The organism is Peribacillus frigoritolerans (assembly GCF_004358755.1).
GTDB lineage: Bacteria > Bacillota > Bacilli > Bacillales > Bacillaceae > Bacillus_P.
Genome location: NZ_SMZY01000002.1, coordinates 614,657 through 632,578 on the forward strand (window position 1 = coordinate 614,657; position 17,922 = coordinate 632,578).

Genomic DNA, 17,922 nt, shown 5'->3' on the forward strand with positions numbered 1-17,922 from the left:
AACAAATAACGCAGGAGGCTGCGCTTGAAAACCAGCCTCCTCCGTGTATTCAAATTAATTCGCGGGGTTCTGACATTTATTCATGGGGTTTGCCATTTAATTGGAGGGGTTTTGAAAATAATTCGCGGGGTTTCTAAATGAATTGGAGTTAAATGTGAACTTACCCCCCTACCTGTATTGCTCAAGCAGCGAGCTCAATTGATACTTTCTCCCCTTCGTTTCACCTGAATGTTCAAATGCCCGCAGCAGATTATAAGCAGAAGACTTTGAAGGCAGCTGCAAAAAATCACGTGCTTGTTTATTTGTAATCTCAGGTGAAATCAAGAGAGCATAATCAATCAGCGAATGAAGGTATACACTTCGCGAGGAAAAGCGGCAATGTTGACAACTCCAAGAGGAAAACGTTCTATCCATGGGAAGCAGCTGGCAGTTCGGGCAATAAACACCTCGAATAAGATCCTTTTCATCCAGATTGAATTTGGGCAAGATCTTCCGAATGGAAAGTGTGTTTTTTTTCAAAAGAACCCGGGAAAGTTTACTCCATTCTTTATCTGACAGGATCTCAGTTGAATGACAAGACTCCAGTTTTTTTATTAGAGAAGGAAGATTTGCACCATGAATAATACTGGTTTTCTTAAGGGAAGATGAGGCTTTAATAATGCTTGATGGATTGCTGATGACAACAAGGCTTTTAAAAGGAGGGCATGGAATATGATTTTGTTTCAGGAATTGCTGCAGCAATGTTTCCTGCCGGTCAACTTGCAGCCGCGGGTCTGAAAAGCCCGTTTCAACACCATTCAAAGTGCGAATAAGCTGACTGAAATGATCGTCAAAATAAAGAGTCCCCAGAATATTTTTCGTTTCAATTAGAATAAGGAGATTTTTTAAAACAAGCAGCGAATCGATTTGGAAAATATGAGGGCCAATCTCCAGTCGTAAACCGTGGTAAATGTAATGCTTTTTTTGATCAATCATGGCAAGGTGGTAATCGACAGACTTTTCACCATTATAGCCTGCCTTGCTTTTTGCCAATTCCTCAAGAATGTAAGGACGTTTCGGATGGTCAGGGGGGATTCTCCTTAGCAAAGCTTCATATTGAAGAATGATGATGGGGATTTTCCGTTCTTTTTTTATCATATCTAGCTCCTTTCGGGATGATTATAGCATTCTTCATTTGGGATGAGAATAAAGAATTTAAGAAAGGTGCCTTGCGCCAAAACAAGCCTCTAGCTTGTATTCAAATTAATTAGCAGGGTTTTGAAATTAATTCACGGGGTTTGCCATTTATTTGGAGGGGTTTTGAAAATAATTCATAGGGTTTCTAAATGAATTGGAGTTAAATGTGAACTTACCCACTGCATGACCCCCTTTGCGTTATAGCATCAACGAATTGTGGGTCAGGCACCTATCCTTCTATGTACTCATTTTCTGATAATATTTACAATTGAAAAATTCATGGAAATACTGCATTCAGAGATCTTTTGATACAATATCCTCATTTTTAAAAATACTTATTACTTATTACCCTTCTTACTCAAGGAGCCTTACCGTTTCTCTTTCTTATGTACTTACATGTCTCCCCCTAAATGTTAAGGGATTTACAAATGCTTAACTTGTAAAAAAATCTATTATTATACTATCATTTCAAATGGAGATATAAATTTCCATTTAACTATAATATTACAATCCAGTGGCTGCTTCGCGTTTGTTGTTAACCTCTCACCTGAGAGATTGATATAAAAATTACATACAGGAGGCATTTAAATGCTGAAAAAAACGATGTTGTTTGTTTTTGCACTAGTTCTCTCGTTCACATTATTCTTACCGGACGCTTATGCACTGCCACCCGGCACTCCGTCCAAGTCCACGGCTCAATCCCAGCTGAACGCGTTGACCGTGAAGACAGAGGGCTCCATGACAGGCTACTCCCGTGACAAGTTTCCCCATTGGATCAGTCAAGGAAGCGGCTGTGACACCCGCCAGCTGGTGCTTCAGCGTGATGCCGACTACTACAGCGGCAGCTGCCCTGTGACGTCCGGCAAGTGGTACAGCTACTACGACGGTGTAACGTTCTACGATCCATCAGATCTTGATATCGACCATGTCGTCCCTCTTGCTGAGGCGTGGCGTTCCGGCGCAAGCAGCTGGACAACGGACAAACGTGAGGACTTTGCCAACGACTTAAGCGGCCCTCAGCTGATTGCGGTAAGCGCCAGCACCAACCGTTCCAAAGGTGACCAGGATCCATCTACATGGCAGCCGCCCCGTTCCGGCGCAGCCTGCGGATACTCAAAGTGGTGGATCAGTACGAAGTACAAATGGAGTTTAAGCCTGCAGTCTTCAGAGAAGACCGCGCTTCAGAGCATGCTCAATAGTTGCTCTTATTGATTGTATAGCTGTACGAACGATGATTAAAAAGAATGGAGGTGCTTTTATGGAAAAGAAGTCAACCACTTTTACAGCAACCCACGGTGTCATGACCTCTGAGGTTGGCGTAATCAGCGGTGACCTTGAGCTTGTCACAACGTGCAATGATGACGGCGACCTAACTCTCGCCATTACATATGTTGGGGCTGAGGAGTGGTATTCCCTTCCAGGTGAGAAATACCGGTTGTATGACTTGCGTGATCACGGGGTCATTCACGAGATGCTTGTTAAGGTACTTGAGCGCCCATAAGCACGTATTCAAATGAATTCGCAGGGTTTTGAAATTAATTCATGGGGTTTGCCATTTAAATGGAGGGGTTTTGAAAATAATTCGCGGGGTTTCTAAATGAATTGGAGTTAAATGTGAACATATAAAAGGTGCCTGACCCCAGTTGCGTTACAACGTTAGCGAACTGGGGTCAGGCACTTTTTCTATCAAAAAATAATCCCCAGCCCCGCAAACGCCAAATCCTCACACTCCACCTTCTGAACATAACTGTCTTTCTCAAATCGATGTGTATACCGGCTCAGTTTGACCATACCCACATCGTTCTTCGTATAAAAGATAACAGTCGGCCTTTCATTCTCATAGAAGAAAACCGGTCTGAGTGAAGGCGGGATCGTTTTAAATTCATTCCATTCACCAAGTGTATACAAATAGTCTACGACACTGCTTGCCTCTTTGTATTCCATCTCATCTATAGGCAAAATATCGCCCGCACTCCAATAGCACCCGTGCCACAGCGCGCCGAACTCCCCGATTTCATGATAGGCAATGGCTGCCTGCAAGTAGGATAACGGAGAATAATCCCCGTCCACTGCCTGCATAACATGATCATAGGCAAAGTCCGGTTTCGGGTGCTCCAAACTATGCTCATCCGAATACATGCATTCTTCCGGCGGCGGCAGTTCCCGGTCATGCGGAATAGCGTATACGGCAGAATTTCCATTTCCTCCAGCTGTATATTGATAGGCTCTCAGTTTATACCCTTTTCGAATCTTCAGCTGTGAAAAACTTTGAATCACACGTTCAGGATTATCTCTCGAAACCGCCCATCCTTCATTTTCATCATAATAGGTAGTAAAAGGACCAAGAAATAGATTAGGACGAGTGGCAGCAACCGTAAATTCAATAATCTCAGATAGTTCTCGGGGTTTAACCTCCTGCACGTACAATTGTCTGAGCTCTTCTATCATTGAATGCCTTTGAGCTGTTAACTGAGGGCATACATGATAAAAATCGCCATCTTGATTCTTTTTACCAAAGAAAGGAATGCCTGCTTGATTGATTCGCTCCATCCAGCTGTGTTTCAGCTCTTTTAAAAAGGTGTATGTACTTCTACTGTTTACTCCCCACCCGACGCAAATCCAAGGATTCTGTTTCAGCTCACTCAGCGGAACTTCCATATCAGAAGGAAGAACCATCCCTCTTCCGCCAAAATATTCAATTTGAGCAATGGCTTCACTGTCCCTCGTGTTCTGAAGCGTAAACAAATTATACAAATGAATTCTTCCATTTAAAGGCTCAAGACGATAAAAGGCTTCAACCAATTTCACCACTTGTTTCATTGTGGGATCCAGGGAAATAGGTGCAAAAACACTTTGCCCATCGCGCAAATCCTTTACAGTCTCATGACTGGCACTTCCAGGATTCAGCAGCAAAAAACTGCCGATTGATTTTTCACTCTCACCCCATTGAAGATAAGCGGACTGGCGGAAAATGTGATTCTTCTTTTTCAGAAACGTTCCGAATGCTTTTGGCTGGTACATGAATTTGTCACCCCTAATAGCAAAAATTAAGATAGTTAAACCTCTACATCACTGAATACCACCGATCCTCAAACGTCTTACTGTCTAACTGACAGACTCCTTGAGCCACAAGCTGATCCATCACCATCGCCACATAAACAAACGACTTCGGTTTTCCAGAGTCATAATATCCTTTAAACGGATGACTGTACTCACTGATTTCCTCACAGATTTCCAGCACACTTATCGTTCCCGTGTTTTCTATTAAGCGAATAATCGCTTGATGAATCTCATCCCCAAGTGGCGAATTCACTTTAGGAATCACTGTTAACTTCTTTGGAGCTGCTCTTGTAATCGTCGAAACGGCTGCAGGCTGATGTATTTCCTTACGGCGTCCCTCTTTCTCCTTCAAAATCATTCGATAAACTCTATTAATCTGCCGGTCTAACAAAGGCAGGTCGAGATCAAGAAGATCCTGCACCTCTTCAGCATGGTCGAGACCCATCGCTTTCGCTTCTTTTAAAACCTTTTGATCCCAGCCATTCATCACCTTATAAAGAATTTCATCCAGCTCAAAATCGATTTGCGTAAACCCTTTGATGATTTCCTTCACAACAGACGCCGGAATCCCGGTATGAAATTCAAAATGATCTTTTCCAAATTTCTTGATTTCGCCTGTCTCTGTATTCTTCACAATATACTGATACCTCAGCGGCATCCCGCACTCACAGCGAAACGGGCGATTCCCAAGGCCACCGTCAAGCAGCTCAATAAACTCCCAGTCGTTAATTTCCCGGTCAAGCTCCTGCTCCGAACCACTGTAAGTCCCCTTGCTTTTCACCAGCTCATTTGAAAAAAGAGTCCGTTTTCCGCGCTTTAACCTCTCAAGCAAATACACCCGCTGCTCTTCTGTTAACTCTTCAAGAATCTCAGCCCGTTCCTCCGCTTCAAAATAAAAATCCATGGATGCCACCTCCACTACGTACTATTCGTCCTTATCCAAAGTTTTCCTTGTTAAGATTCTATTAATTTTACAAATGAAACTGCAAGGGAAAATCATCCGAATTCCTTTTCCAAATCATATGGTCGCACCCTTCTCCCCAATAATTCTGCAGGAAATAATCAGGTTCACCAAACTTCTTCTTCCAGACTTTCTGTGCACTCGAATAACCACTATCAAGGCAAAATTCGCTGATCCCTCTATTCTGCAAGGTAAGGAGCATGACATTTAAAAGCAGAGTCCCTATCCCTCGTTTTTGATAATCCGGATGAACAAAAACAGTCCCTATCTCGCTCAATCGGCTAAACGCTCCATCTGTGCAGCTAACAATCAGCTCACTTACAGGACCATATTCAATCGAACCGACAATCTCTTTTCCATCCAAACCGATCAAAAAATACCGATTCTCCCCATTACTTTCCAAATCAGTCTTTAAGTATTGTATCTTGCATGCCATTTCATCTTTCATATCACCAACCATTTCCGAGATTCCTTCTTTTTCAAACGTATCCCTAATGACTTTACTGAAAAACCGATTCAGCTCATCCATATCTTCCATTTTTGGTCTTCTAATTTCAATTTTCATGTCACTCACTCCCTGACCTTTTAAACAATTCCACCCTCCCTATTCCACCTTTTACCTTGTTTATCCTTCATCTTTCGCTACAATTAAGAGAGGGAGATGATTCGATGTTAAAAAATGAAAACATACATATAAGGCCTTTCACAATCGCGGACGCAGAAGCAAGACTTCAGCTGCAGCTGAAAAACCGCGAGTTCTTTGAACAATTCTCCATGATCCGCACACCTGACTTTTACACCTTGGAAACGCAGCGCACCATGATCCAAGAATACGAACAAAAAAGCAAAGAAGACACCGAATATCAATTCGGCATCTTCCTAAATGAGGACAATCGCTTACTCGGCACCATAAGCCTCTTCCAAGTCATGCGCAGTTCTCTGCAAAACGCGATTCTCGGCTATTTCCTGGACCAATCCCACAACGGAAAAGGCTACACAACCCAAGCAGTCAAATTACTAGTTCAATACGCCTTTGAAGAACTCAAACTCCACCGCATCGAAGCCGGCGTCATGCCGCACAACATTGGCTCGATTCGAGTACTGGAGAAAGCAGGATTTCATAAAGAAGGACTTGCAAGAAAGAATGTGAAGATTAACGGGAAGTGGGAGGATCATGAGGTTTTGGCGATTTTGAATCCTGCTGATGAATGAAAGGTGCCTATTCTCGACGTCAACATAACGCAGGCGGGTGCGCTCCAAAACTGGTCTCCTGCATATATTCAAATTAATTCTCATGTTTTTATCATTAATTCATGGGTTTTCCAATTTAATTGGAGGGATTTCGAAAATAATTCGCGGGGTTTCTAAATTAATTGGAGTTAGATGTGAACTTTCCCACTGCATGGGAGGGATCATGAGGTTTTGGCAATTTTGAATTCAGATAATGGAAGCATCGGAAAACCGTGTGTCCTATTATAGAAATAAAATGTAACAAAAGAGGTTCTTTCAAAGGAAGAAATCACTTTGAGCGAACCTCTTTTTCTTACTTATTGTCTTCAACTAAATGCTTCAACATCGACAACTTATTTTCCCAGAACTTCTCATAATAAGAGAGCCACTGCTTCACTTCAGCTAACGGCTCGGGGTGCAGCCGGTAGATCTTTTCGCGCCCTTCTTTTCTTCCAGATATTAGTTCTGCTTCCGTCAATATCTGAAGGTGCTTTGTCACAGCTGTCCGGCTCATAGCGAAGTGTTCAGCGATTTCTGCAATCGGCCGTTCATTTTCTGCTAGCAGCCTCAATACTTCACGTCTTGTTGAATCAGCGATCGCTTTAAAGACATCGTGTTTTTCTGCTGGGGCCGCCACTTAGCTCTCAACAACCTTTTTTAATCTTTCATTAACAATACCAACCCAGCCGCCATTCATGCGGTCGCGAATAACAGAACTCTTTTCATTCGCTTTTCCAATCACATCATCGTCTTCTTTCCATCCGCTGTGAATCAAGGTGAACTCTGTCTGATCTCCTTTTTCTTCTAAAAGAAACGTTACCACCCAGCCATCGTTATCCCATGCAAAAGAAAGCTTGTGCGGCTCATCAATCACTAACACTTTACACGGCGAAGGACCAAAAGGAGACTGAATATGAAACTCGTGCCCTTCCTCAGCTTTAAAGTCATTTGGCATGAACCAAACTGACATACCTTCCGCTGTCGATACAGAATCCCACACTTTTTGGATCGGTGCGTTGAAAATTGCGGTTTGTTTTATATCCGGTAATGTTGCCATAAACGTTCATCTCCTACAATCAATATATAACCATTTGGTTGTACGTTTATAATATAACACCTTTTAGTTGTATGTCAATACGTGAAAGAGGAGCTTATCCTGCTAGTCGAGAATATTTACGAGGAAAGAAATGAAACGAGGGCAACAACAATGACACAACTCAAATCAACGAATGAACGTAACCATCTGCCAAAAGATGTGAATATAGTAGTTGACTCCTACTTGAAAATGTTAGAGGCAAGACTGCCAAACGTGCTGGAATCTTTCTATCTGTATGGATCCGTTTCATTAGGTGCTTATCAAGAGGGAAAAAGCGATTTGGACTTTTATGGAGTTGTAAAAGAAAAGCTGACGGAAACTGATGTTGAAGTCTTAAAACAGGTTCATCAAGAAATGAAAAAACAGTTTCCAACGCCAAGTTTAGATGGCATGTATGTGACGCGTGAAGATCTAGAAGGACGTAACGCAAGAGAGTCCTCATGTCCGTATTTTAATGAAGGCAAACTCCAGATATACCAACCCTTCCGCCGAAACTGGATTGATGCTTATCAACTAAAGACATACGGCATAGTAGTAAAAGGACTTCCAATTAAAACGTATAACTTACCCGCAGATTGGAAGCACTTAAAAACGAAATTGGTTGAAAACATCAATGGCTATTGGCTTAACTGGGTGAAGGGTTGTGAACGTGTCACATCACTCCAATTTCTGGGTCTATATTTAAGCGGCAGCATGATCGAGTGGGGAGTACTTGGAGTCACAAGGCTTTTTTACTCCATTCGAGAAGAAGATATCACATCAAAAGTGGGGGCAGGGAAATATGCGTTGCGTACGGTTCCTGAAGAGTTTCACCAAATCATCACAGAAGCGCTGCGCATTCGGAATGGGGATAAGTTCCCTCTTTATAGATCGATGATTAAGAGGAGAAATGATTCTTTGAAGTATATTAAGTTTGTTATTAATGAGTGTAATAATTTGTAAGAAAGGTACCTGTTTCCGCTCCAAAACAAGCCTCCTGCATATATTCAAATTAATTCGCAAGGTTTTGTCATTAATTCATGGGGTTTGCCATTTAATTGGAGGGATTTTGAAAATAATTCGTGGGGTTTCTAAATAAATTGGTGTTAAATGTGAACTTTCCCACTGCAATAACCCCTACCAATATTGCTCAAGCAGCGAGCTGCAAAAAAAGGTGCCTGATCCCTGGGACGGCTATGAACTTGGAGTTCAGGACTCAGCGCTGTCAAAGAAAGATTTTGGTCGTTTGCTTATTTATTTTAGGTATAAAAATGATGGTGCACTGAAAAATTTGATTAAGAGCGGGGTTATTAAAAGTAAAATGATTGTTTCTTCATAAAAATAGAATGTTAGATAAGAGTCTCCATCTTGATTGTTGGAGACTTCCTAAATTTAATTAACTCCTTTAATCCACGCAGTAATAATGTTCGAATCCTTCATTGAGCCGTCCTCATTTAAAATTTATAAATAAAATTGTCACAGAACACCACACCTCTTCGTCTTGTTTGTAAAACAGAAAGAGGGAATTTGCGATGAAAAAATATGAAGCAGCGATCATTGGCGGAGGTATTTCAGGATTGACGGCGGCGGTGTACTTGGCAAAGGCCGGGATATCAGCTGTGGTGATTGAAAAGGGGAAAGCTCTTGGGGGACGGGCAAAAACTGTTAAGAAGAACGGAGCCTATTTTAATATCGGCGCTCATGCCCTCTACAAAGGGGGCCCAGCGGAAGCGGTATTAGCTGATCTGGAGATTGAACTTTCGGGCGGTATCCCAGATACGAAAGGCCGAGCCATTTGGAACGGCTCGCTTTTCACACTTCCTGCAAACCTCTCCTCCCTCATATCCACAAAGCTTTTAACGCTGTCCGGTAAAATTGAGCTCGGAAACGTGATGAGAAAGCTGAAGAATCTGCAGCCAGCGTCAATTGGGAAGATGAGCTTACGGGATTGGGCTGAGGCTGAGTTGACCGATCCAATGGTCCGGCATGCTTTTTACGCTTTATGCAGGACTTCTACCTATTGCATCGGACCTGAAAATCAGCAGGCGGCGATTGTGCTTGATCAAGTGCAGAGGGGTATGAATGGGGTTCTCTATATTGACGGAGGGTGGCAACCCATGGTAGATCTGTTAAAGCAAAAGGCCATCGATTCCGGCGCAGCCATCGTTCATCAATCCGTTGTTTCGATTAAGAAAGAATCAGGATTTGTGATTACCTTAAAAAACGGGGACAGAATTCAAGTTCCGAAGGTTCTTTCAACTGCAAGCCCTGAACAAACCTTCTCTCTGACAGAAGGAGCGGCTGGAACCTCATTGGATACTTGGAGACAGCGCGTCAAACCTATTTATGCCGCCTGTCTCGACGTTTCACTCCGTCAGCTTCCAAGCCCTGGCGAGCAATTTGCCATCGGCATCGATCAGCCGATCCTGTTAACCAATCAATCGAGGGCTGCAAAAATAAGTGAAAACGGCTCCTCCGTAATCAGTCTCATCAAGTACTTGGGGACGGAAGAAGCTTCCAACGCCGCGTCTGATCAAAAAGAGCTCGAAAACGTTCTGGAATTGATGCAGCCAGGCTGGAGAAAGGAACTGGAAGGCTATCAGTACTTACCTCACATAGCGGTCTCGAACGGTTCATGTGCCCTGAATGATTATTTCCCCCTAGGTCCAGCTGTTCCTGATATCCCCGGTCTTTATATTGCAGGAGATGGAGCCGGACGCAGCGAATTGCTAGCAGATGCGGCATTTGCAAGTGCGAAAAGAGCGGCAGCCGCAATCATTCAACAATCTGCAAATCCTGTAATGGTAAAGGAGGCATAATATGAGTCCGACTGAATCCGAATTGCTTTTCACCTCGCACCACCCCCTGCTTTTCTCTTTGGCGTATCGTATGCTCGGCAGTATACAGGATACGGAGGATCTGCTTCAGGATGTGTTCATTACATTCAGTGAAACAGAGACAGGGGCTATTCAAAATCAGAAAGCTTATTTATGCAAAATGGTGACAAACCGCTGTATCGACCTTTTAAAATCTGCTTCAAAGAGACGGGAACAGTATACAGGAACGTGGCTGCCTGAACCGCTGATTACCGAAAACAGTCCAAGCGGCGACCCGGCCGGCCAAGTCTTCTTAAAAGAATCGGTATCCATGGCCTATCTCCTGCTGCTTCAGCAATTATCCGAGACAGAACGTGCGGTCTTTATCCTGAAAGAAGTGCTGCAATACAGCTATGAGGAAATTGCAGAGATCGTCGGCAAGAGCAGCACCAATTGCCGGCAGCTATTTTCGCGGGCAAAAAGGAGCATCGTTCCCCCAGAGGAAGCACCTAAAATGACCCAAAAGGGAAAATGGCTCGCCGAACAGTTTTTTGGAGCCCTTGCATCAGGAGATACCAACAAAGTGCTCAGCCTCCTGTCTGCGGATGCTTCCCTCTTAACGGACGGCGGAGGAAAAGTAAAAGCAGCCATCTTCCCGATCCTTGGCGCGGAACGCATCACCCGTTTTTACATGGGCATTCTATCAAAACTCCCGCATGACATGACCTATTCCTTCACTTCCGTAAACGGGGAGCCAGGCCTCATTCTATACGCCGGGAAGCAAGTATATGCGGCCCTCGCCCTACACATCGAGGACAACAAAATCCAAACGATTTACTCCGTCATGAACCCGGAGAAGCTCACTCATATCACTTAATAAAAGAGCAGTCTCTCAGCTGCTCTCCATTGTTTTATAGCGTTAGCGAACTGGGAGTCTGGCACTTATTTTTCGTAGACTCAAACTAAGTTTACTTAACTCCTTTAATCCACGCAGCGATAAAGTTCCAATCCTTAATTGAGCCGTCCTCATTCAAGATTTTCAAATAAACGCCATCACCTTTTCCTACTTGCCAGATCGCTTGTGCTGATCCTTCTTTTTCTGTAATTCCTCTCTTCAACACATAATCAATAAACACTTTCTTTCCTATTCCGTAAGTCTCGGCAACATAAGCTACTAAGTAGATGTCTATACAGCATCCGCCAAGATCATTAGGATCCACTGATAAAATATGTTTTCTAATAAGTTCGATTCTTTCTTCCTCAGAAGCTCCCATAATACTTGATTGAATTTTTTCAAGATTGTAAGCACGATAACTGCTTTTTTCCCACTGTTTTAGTTCATTCAAATTACCTTGCAGCTCAATTAGTTTGTTTTTTAATAATAACTAGAAATTACTAAAGAGAGTTGATTATAAATAAATTTAAAACCGTCCAAAAGTGAGGACGGTTGAATCTTAATTACTATTTTAAAACCTTACTATCCTTCCTCTCAAAATACTCATGCAAACGATACTCACAAATCTCCTTTGTCCATCTAAACAATTGCAACTCATCATTTTCATTCACCGAAAGATTAAAAGAGAATTCACCTTCATTAAAGATAACCAATCCATTCGAACTCCCGCTCCATTTAGTCATCGGCATATCTCTTATAAGTTTGGCTACTTTATTCAAATCTCCGTTCCACATTTCCATGGCTGCTTTTCCTGAAAAATCGATGTTTCTTCTATATTCTTTTTCAGTCAGATAGTTAAAGAAAAATGGCGCCGCCTCTTCCGGTGTAATTGGCTTCATCCATTTTTCAGGACCTTTGTTAAGCATATAGAGAAGCACGATCATTTTGTAGCTCTTCGTCATTCCTGTCTTCTCAACTTCAGTAAACCAATCCTTATATGTTTCAAAAACCCTTTTCTCATTTTCATGGAGCTCATCTGCCCAATTTAAGAAAGCTGGGTAAGATTTAAATTCACTTCTATAGGCCGAAGCTGGCTCTGCTCCCTTTAAATGAAGTTCTAAATACGAAGGCCTTTTCCCTAGTTCTTCTTTTACCATATTGTAATTAGCCAGCAGCATCTCTTTTCTCGGCTGCTTCTTCCTCATCATTTCATTCAGCAAATCAATGACTTTCATCTCTAAATCGAGCACACAATTTGCAGGCAGCGTTGGCAAAACACCTGATTTACTCTTATCTAATGCCGCAGGAACCCTTAACAAACTAAGCTTAAGGTCTGCATTTCGATAGTTTCCGATTAAATCGATAATGACACATTTTTCTTTATCAGGATGAAGCCTTAATCCGCGTCCTATTTGCTGAGTAAACACGGTCAATGATTCTGTCGGTCTTACAAATAAAAGAGTGTCTACAGATGGGATATCTACCCCTTCATTGAAGAGATTCACTGTGAAAATCGCATCCAGTTGCCCTCGATCAAGCTGTTCTATAAAGAAATTCCGATTGTGTCCTTTGTATTGTGAATGCAGGCTTACTGTTCTGTATCCTCTATCTGAAAAAGCCTGTGATAAAAAGTCAGCTTGTCGAATAGAAGAACAAAAGACGATTGTCCGAGACTGTTTATGATTCTCCCAGGCCTCTATTATTTTATCAGCCATCCCATGTCTGAGCTGTGCGGCCAAAAGTTCTTCTTCATCATATCTTGTACCCAGCCAAGAAATCCTGGAGTAATCTGTATCATCGTATACACCTACATACTTGAATGCAGACAGCCAATTCTTTTCAATCGCTTCAAGAAAATCAATTTTATACGCAACATTTCCTTTACAGAGATCGTACACATCACGATTATCATTGCGATCTGGAGTTGCTGTTATTCCCAGTAGAAACGCTGGTTTGTAATAATTGATTACTTTTTGATAGGAAGCTGCAGCTGCATGATGAAATTCATCGACAATAATTAAATCAAACTCATGCGCATCAAAAACTTCCAAGTGCTTTTTTCTGCTTAAGGTCTGGATAGAAGCAAAAACAATAGATGCTTTTGAATCTTTTATTTTGCCATTATAGATTCCAAGCGAACGATTTTGGATGATCTTTTCAAAAGATGACTTTGCCTGATAAAGAATTTCTTCTAAATGAGCAATAAATAAAATCCTTGGAAACTCCTCTGCAAAAAATCCCGCTAAGTATGTTTTCCCCAATCCGGTCGCCATTACGATCATTGCGGAATCGTATCCTGATTCATAGACAGTGTTTAGTTCTTCTAATGCTTCAATTTGTGCAAATCTTGGTTGTATGGATCCGTAAATGACTGGAGGATCTTTTACAAGATCTGCTTTTTCGTCTGAAACAGGAAGCATTAAATCCTGTTCTTCTAACGCCGTCCCCTTTTTCACGAGTTGAGGAATTTTAGCATGGAAGATTTCATATTCTGACTTATACAATTCTGCCGTCACTTTATTTATAGGAATCGTCTGTTCATGATGAAACACTTCAAGAAACGTCTGAGCAGCAGTTATAAATAAGTCCCCATCAGACTCTTCATCTACTTCTATGTTCCATTCATAGCCCTTCGTTAAAGCGGACCTTGAAAGATTAGAAGAACCAATAATCGATGTCCCATTTCTCTCATCTTCAAATAAATAGGCTTTTGGATGAAAACTGACCCCATTGCTTTTCCACATCCGAACTTCAATTGATGGATGGATTGCAGCAAGCTTCTCGATCGCTTCAGGCTGAGTAATGTACAAATAATCTCCTGTACAGATTTTGATGTCGGCGTTCCGCTCAGCTGCTTTCAGCAATGACTTCTCTAGTAAATCTACGCCAGATTTCATGACAAAGGAAGTTAAGATATAAATGGTTTCAGCTGTTTCCATTTTTTCAATCAGCCGTTCAACAAGTTGATTGGTTATTAGCTGAACCTTACTCAATCTTCAACATCCACCAAGAAGATTCGTTCCTGGAATCCCCCGCGTTTCTCAGCTTTCCTCTTGCGAATTTCTTCTACTTCATGAATGGAAGAACCATGAACAGCTGCGAATGCATGGATAATCTCAAGAAGATCTGCAAGTTCCTCCAATGCTTCTTCATTAGTTTCAACTGACATATACTCTTCAAGTTCTTCATAGCTTTTCTTTTTTAGTTCTTTTATGTATTCTTCTTGCGTTAATATTGTTGTGTTAAATGATTTTCCTGTACGTTCGATTACTTCCGGGATACGATCTCGGACTAGTTTGTTGTAGGCTGGCATGAGATAACTCCTTCAAGACAATTTTTTCTAATTAATCCCTATTTTACAGGAATAGAGATTAATAGAAAAATCTTTTTCAGCAGGTTCTCTATGATAAAATATAATTGAAATTATTTAAGAGGAGGATTCCACCTTGAAAAAATCACTAAAAGTCGTCGCAGCAATCATTGAAAACGATCAAAACGAAATCCTCTGCGCGTTAAGATCTCCAGAGATGGCCATTCCGAACATGTGGGAGTTTCCTGGAGGGAAGGTCGAGAAGGATGAAGATATCTATTCTGCTTTGATTCGAGAGATTGATGAGGAATTAGGATGTATGATTGAGACTGATTATTTATTTCACGAACATACTCATGAATATGAAACCTTTATCATTACTCTTTTATGCATTAAAGCTCGTATCACTGAAGGATCGCCTGAGCCGAGTGAGCATTCTAAATTGATTTGGTTGAAGCGTGAAAATCTTGCTTCACTGAATTGGGCACCAGCTGATGTCCCGGCAGTTGAAGCTTTAATAAACGAAAAAATAGTCTTCTCGCATTGAGAAGACTATACTTTTACGACGAATTCTGTATAAAGAGTTGCGGGTAGTTCATGTTCTAATTGTATTTGAACGGTTATTGGTTTTTCTCCCTCGTATTCAAATACATCTCCCTTCCCTATATAAATATAGGGTTCTACTTTTCCATCGATTTCTTTATATTTTCTCAAGAACAAATGAAGGTTAATCCCCCTCGATGCATTGAAGATGATATTCTTTCCACGTTCAGAGCTTTGGCTCGTACTGTTTGGTGTCTGCCATTGGAATGTGTTTTCGTTGATTAATTTGTCCTGATAATTGATGCTTTCCTTGATATTCTCTTCTTTGTGCAAATCGATAAAAAGAAAATAATCGTTCCCGTTTGTCAGTAGTCCTGAGCCCCTAAATGAGCTATGGATTTTTCGATAGTTGGATAGGAGGGCTGCATCAATCATTTGGTATTGTTCATAGAGCTTAAAGTGCGGTACGCCGTAATCCAAGTTTTTGAAGTCCTTTTCGTAGCGGAAAATGCCATAATTCACGATATCCTCTATAAATCTTCTAAACTCAGGATTATTCAATACAGTTGAAAAACCTGCTGTTTTACGAAGAATTCCACTTACCAAGTCGACCAGTTTCAATTTACTTTTCTTTTGAACGCTGTCAAAGTAGTCATGATTTAAGCATTCAAATGCGTGATTAATACTATCTTCATGAACTTCAGTCACATACTTCAATAACTCTACCTTCGTAGCATCCACAGAAATCATTTCATTTTCCATTAAATATTTTATAATCACAAATTCGTAAATTCTTTTTAATGGAAGCATATCCGATAGTTCTTTTAGTGCACGTTCAAATGCTTCGTTGCTCAGCATGCCCTTAATGTAATCATCTTTCTCAACCTTGCTTAGGAACTTTAAATAGGTTTTTTCCTTTTGAATAAATTTAATAGGGTCCGGTGCTCCATCAAACATCAAATAATCCAGTAATAAATAAGGAATATGACCTTGGTTCATTTTCTTAAACTCGAAATACTCTTCCTTCAGATATTTCATAGAATTAAAGTTCTCGTTATCGATCTGTTCTAAAATTCGTTCTTGGGAAATCCGATCCATTTGAATATGAGTACATCCAGGAATATTCGCAAAATCCGTTGCAATGGCAACCTTTAAGCTTTCTTTGTCATAGTACCGGCTTCCGTTTAAGGCAAGAGCAATTAAAAAGGCTTTGTTGTGGTTGCCAATAAAATCGAGCACGGTTAGGAAGCTCTTGCTTTCATGTTTACGAAGTCCCCTCCCCAGCTGCTGGATAAAAACAATTGGAGAGTTTGTCGGCCTTAGCATTAACACGGAATTAACAGATGGGATATCAACACCCTCGTTAAAAATATCCACGGTGAAAATAACCTCTAACTCATCTTCGTTGTTTTCTAATCGACTCATGAAATAGGAGCGTTGTTCCACGGAATTCTCTCCCGATAAAGCTACACTGCTATACCCTCTTTTATTAAATTCGTCCGCCATGTAATGCGCGTGATCTACACTTGCACAGAAGCCCAAACACTTTCTCTTTTTCCCATCGTGACCATAGAAATTCATCTTTTCAATAATAAAGTCTACTCGTTCATTTACTTTTAAACGCTTCGTCACCTCAGCAATATTGTCAATATCAACATCACTTAAGTCGATTCCATCTATATCTGTTATGCCAAAGTAATGAAAGGGGATGATGAGTTCATCATCTAATGCCTCATGTAATCGCACTTCGATTGCTACGTTATTATCAAATAATGCAAAAACATTATGATTGTCACTCCGTTCAGGTGTAGCCGTCATTCCTAATGTAAAGGCTGGTTCGAAATAATTAAGGACTACTTCATAGCTTGGGCTTGTTGCGTGATGGGCTTCATCAAAAATAATGTAGTCGAATTCATCTTTTCTAAATTCGTGATAGCATCTAGACAATGTCTGTATGGTTGTAAACACATAATCTGCATGCTTATTTTTATGATTACCCGTTAACAAACCAAATGTTTTTGCTTCATTTACGATCAGTTTTTCAAACGTTTCCTTCGCTTTTTTCAAAATTTCTTCTCTATGTACAATAAAAAGGAGCCTGCGTGGTTTGAAATTTTTCACATCGAAAGCCGACATATAGGTTTTCCCTGTACCTGTTGCCGCAATTACTAATGCTTTACTTTCTCCAAAGGAACGTAACCGTTCGAGGTTTTCCATTGCTCGTTTCTGCATTCTATTTGGTATGATGTAGTCGGTATTTTCATAAATAAGATACTGTTTCGTTGTAAGTGCAGTCAGCTTACTAAGAAACTCTTCATATCTTTTAAGAAAATCTTCATCTGCCTCTGAACTTCTATCCCAAAGCTGATTGTATTCACTTAACACCTCTTTAATAAAATGCGTATCCTCTTTGGTCATGATTTTTACATTCCACTCAATGTTACTTTTCAGCGCGCTTTGCGTTAAGTTGGAAGATCCAATGAATACCTTGTAGTGATCCAAATATTCAAAGATGTAAGCCTTCGTATGAAATCCGATTTCCTTGTCTGTCACAAAAACCTTTAAATCGATATGTTCAAAGTCCTTTATTTTCCGAAGGGCCTTTGCTTCTGTAAAATTGAGATAGGTAGAGGTAATGATCTTCCCTTTAATGCCGCGCTTTTCTGCTTCTTTAAAAGAATCTAGTAAAAGCTGTAGACCGCTAAAATTAATAAATGCCACACTGAAATAAAATCGTTCACACTCTAAAATGGAACGTGATAGTTCATTTAATAAATTTCCTTTATCGGAATTTACGATCAGTTTTTCTTCTACGATCATATTAAGTCTCCTGACGAACTGATATAGTAGGTTGTA

General features: G+C 40.9%; 17 protein-coding genes. 7 read left to right on the forward strand and 10 right to left on the reverse strand.

Translation table 11 applies throughout. The features are described 5' to 3' along the window. Nucleotides 1-168: 168 nt before the first annotated feature. Nucleotides 169-1,137: a nuclease-related domain-containing protein gene (locus tag E2R53_RS10490; protein ID WP_133311705.1), complete on the reverse strand. Its 969-nt coding sequence runs from the start codon at nucleotides 1,135-1,137 to the stop codon at nucleotides 169-171. A gap of 627 nt (nucleotides 1,138-1,764) precedes the next feature. Here E2R53_RS10490 and E2R53_RS10495 point away from each other — a divergent pair. Next, complete coding sequence (locus tag E2R53_RS10495; RefSeq protein WP_133311706.1) at nucleotides 1,765-2,388, forward strand: HNH endonuclease family protein; 624 nt, start codon at nucleotides 1,765-1,767, stop codon at nucleotides 2,386-2,388. A 46-nt stretch (nucleotides 2,389-2,434) separates the two neighbouring features. Then, entirely contained in the window at nucleotides 2,435-2,677 is a 243-nt protein-coding gene (locus tag E2R53_RS10500) for a hypothetical protein (RefSeq protein WP_133311707.1), read from the forward strand. Between the two features lie 185 nt (nucleotides 2,678-2,862). Here E2R53_RS10500 and E2R53_RS23565 read toward each other — a convergent pair whose 3' ends face one another. From E2R53_RS23565 to E2R53_RS10515, 3 genes are all read right to left on the reverse strand, one after another. After that, entirely contained in the window at nucleotides 2,863-4,197 is a 1,335-nt protein-coding gene (locus tag E2R53_RS23565) for a hypothetical protein (protein ID WP_286166142.1), read from the reverse strand. Nucleotides 4,198-4,240: 43 nt separating this feature from the next. Further along, nucleotides 4,241-5,140, reverse strand: coding sequence for a DUF3895 domain-containing protein (locus E2R53_RS10510; protein WP_133311708.1), 900 nt, complete (start codon nucleotides 5,138-5,140; stop codon nucleotides 4,241-4,243). Nucleotides 5,141-5,207: 67 nt separating this feature from the next. Then, a complete protein-coding gene (locus E2R53_RS10515; protein ID WP_206197374.1) occupies nucleotides 5,208-5,762 on the reverse strand; it encodes a GNAT family N-acetyltransferase in 555 nt (184 codons plus the stop codon). A gap of 104 nt (nucleotides 5,763-5,866) precedes the next feature. Here E2R53_RS10515 and E2R53_RS10520 point away from each other — a divergent pair, with 104 nt between their 5' ends. Continuing rightward, entirely contained in the window at nucleotides 5,867-6,409 is a 543-nt protein-coding gene (locus tag E2R53_RS10520) for a GNAT family N-acetyltransferase (RefSeq protein WP_133311710.1), read from the forward strand. 331 nt (nucleotides 6,410-6,740) lie between these two features. On the opposite strand, the gene E2R53_RS10525 is transcribed toward E2R53_RS10520, so the two are convergent. Together E2R53_RS10525 and E2R53_RS10530 are read right to left on the reverse strand one after the other, a co-directional pair. Continuing rightward, nucleotides 6,741-7,064 (reverse strand): ArsR/SmtB family transcription factor, encoded by a 324-nt coding sequence (locus E2R53_RS10525; protein ID WP_133311711.1) that lies wholly within the window; start codon nucleotides 7,062-7,064, stop codon nucleotides 6,741-6,743. Continuing rightward, nucleotides 7,065-7,484 carry an SRPBCC family protein gene (locus E2R53_RS10530; RefSeq protein ID WP_133311712.1) on the reverse strand — a complete coding sequence of 140 codons (420 nt, stop codon included), beginning with the start codon at nucleotides 7,482-7,484 and terminating at the stop codon, nucleotides 7,065-7,067. It lies immediately after the preceding gene. A 150-nt stretch (nucleotides 7,485-7,634) separates the two neighbouring features. On the opposite strand from E2R53_RS10530, the gene E2R53_RS10535 reads away from it, so the two are divergent. From E2R53_RS10535 to E2R53_RS10545, 3 genes are all read left to right on the forward strand, one after another. Beyond that, nucleotides 7,635-8,465 (forward strand): aminoglycoside adenylyltransferase domain-containing protein, encoded by an 831-nt coding sequence (locus E2R53_RS10535; RefSeq protein ID WP_133311713.1) that lies wholly within the window; start codon nucleotides 7,635-7,637, stop codon nucleotides 8,463-8,465. A 569-nt stretch (nucleotides 8,466-9,034) separates the two neighbouring features. Continuing rightward, nucleotides 9,035-10,321: a phytoene desaturase family protein gene (locus E2R53_RS10540; RefSeq protein WP_133311714.1), complete on the forward strand. Its 1,287-nt coding sequence runs from the start codon at nucleotides 9,035-9,037 to the stop codon at nucleotides 10,319-10,321. Between the two features lies 1 nt (nucleotide 10,322). After that, nucleotides 10,323-11,195, forward strand: coding sequence for an RNA polymerase sigma-70 factor (locus tag E2R53_RS10545; protein ID WP_133311715.1), 873 nt, complete (start codon nucleotides 10,323-10,325; stop codon nucleotides 11,193-11,195). A 91-nt stretch (nucleotides 11,196-11,286) separates the two neighbouring features. Here E2R53_RS10545 and E2R53_RS10550 read toward each other — a convergent pair whose 3' ends face one another. The 3 genes from E2R53_RS10550 to E2R53_RS10560 form a co-directional block, all read right to left on the reverse strand. Beyond that, nucleotides 11,287-11,664: a hypothetical protein gene (locus tag E2R53_RS10550; protein WP_133311716.1), complete on the reverse strand. Its 378-nt coding sequence runs from the start codon at nucleotides 11,662-11,664 to the stop codon at nucleotides 11,287-11,289. A 115-nt stretch (nucleotides 11,665-11,779) separates the two neighbouring features. Next, nucleotides 11,780-14,206, reverse strand: coding sequence for a DEAD/DEAH box helicase family protein (locus E2R53_RS10555; protein WP_133311717.1), 2,427 nt, complete (start codon nucleotides 14,204-14,206; stop codon nucleotides 11,780-11,782). Next, complete coding sequence (locus tag E2R53_RS10560) at nucleotides 14,203-14,526, reverse strand: nucleoside triphosphate pyrophosphohydrolase (protein WP_133311718.1); 324 nt, start codon at nucleotides 14,524-14,526, stop codon at nucleotides 14,203-14,205. The genes E2R53_RS10555 and E2R53_RS10560 overlap by 4 nt, the downstream gene beginning before the upstream one ends. Before the next feature lie 133 nt (nucleotides 14,527-14,659). On the opposite strand from E2R53_RS10560, the gene E2R53_RS10565 reads away from it, so the two are divergent. Beyond that, nucleotides 14,660-15,070, forward strand: a complete 411-nt coding sequence (locus E2R53_RS10565; RefSeq protein WP_133311719.1) for a (deoxy)nucleoside triphosphate pyrophosphohydrolase — start codon at nucleotides 14,660-14,662, stop codon at nucleotides 15,068-15,070. 5 nt (nucleotides 15,071-15,075) lie between these two features. Here the strand turns inward: E2R53_RS10565 and E2R53_RS10570 are convergent, their stop codons facing one another. Then, a complete protein-coding gene (locus tag E2R53_RS10570; protein WP_133311720.1) occupies nucleotides 15,076-17,886 on the reverse strand; it encodes a DEAD/DEAH box helicase in 2,811 nt (936 codons plus the stop codon). Between the last annotated feature and the right edge of the window lie 36 nt (nucleotides 17,887-17,922).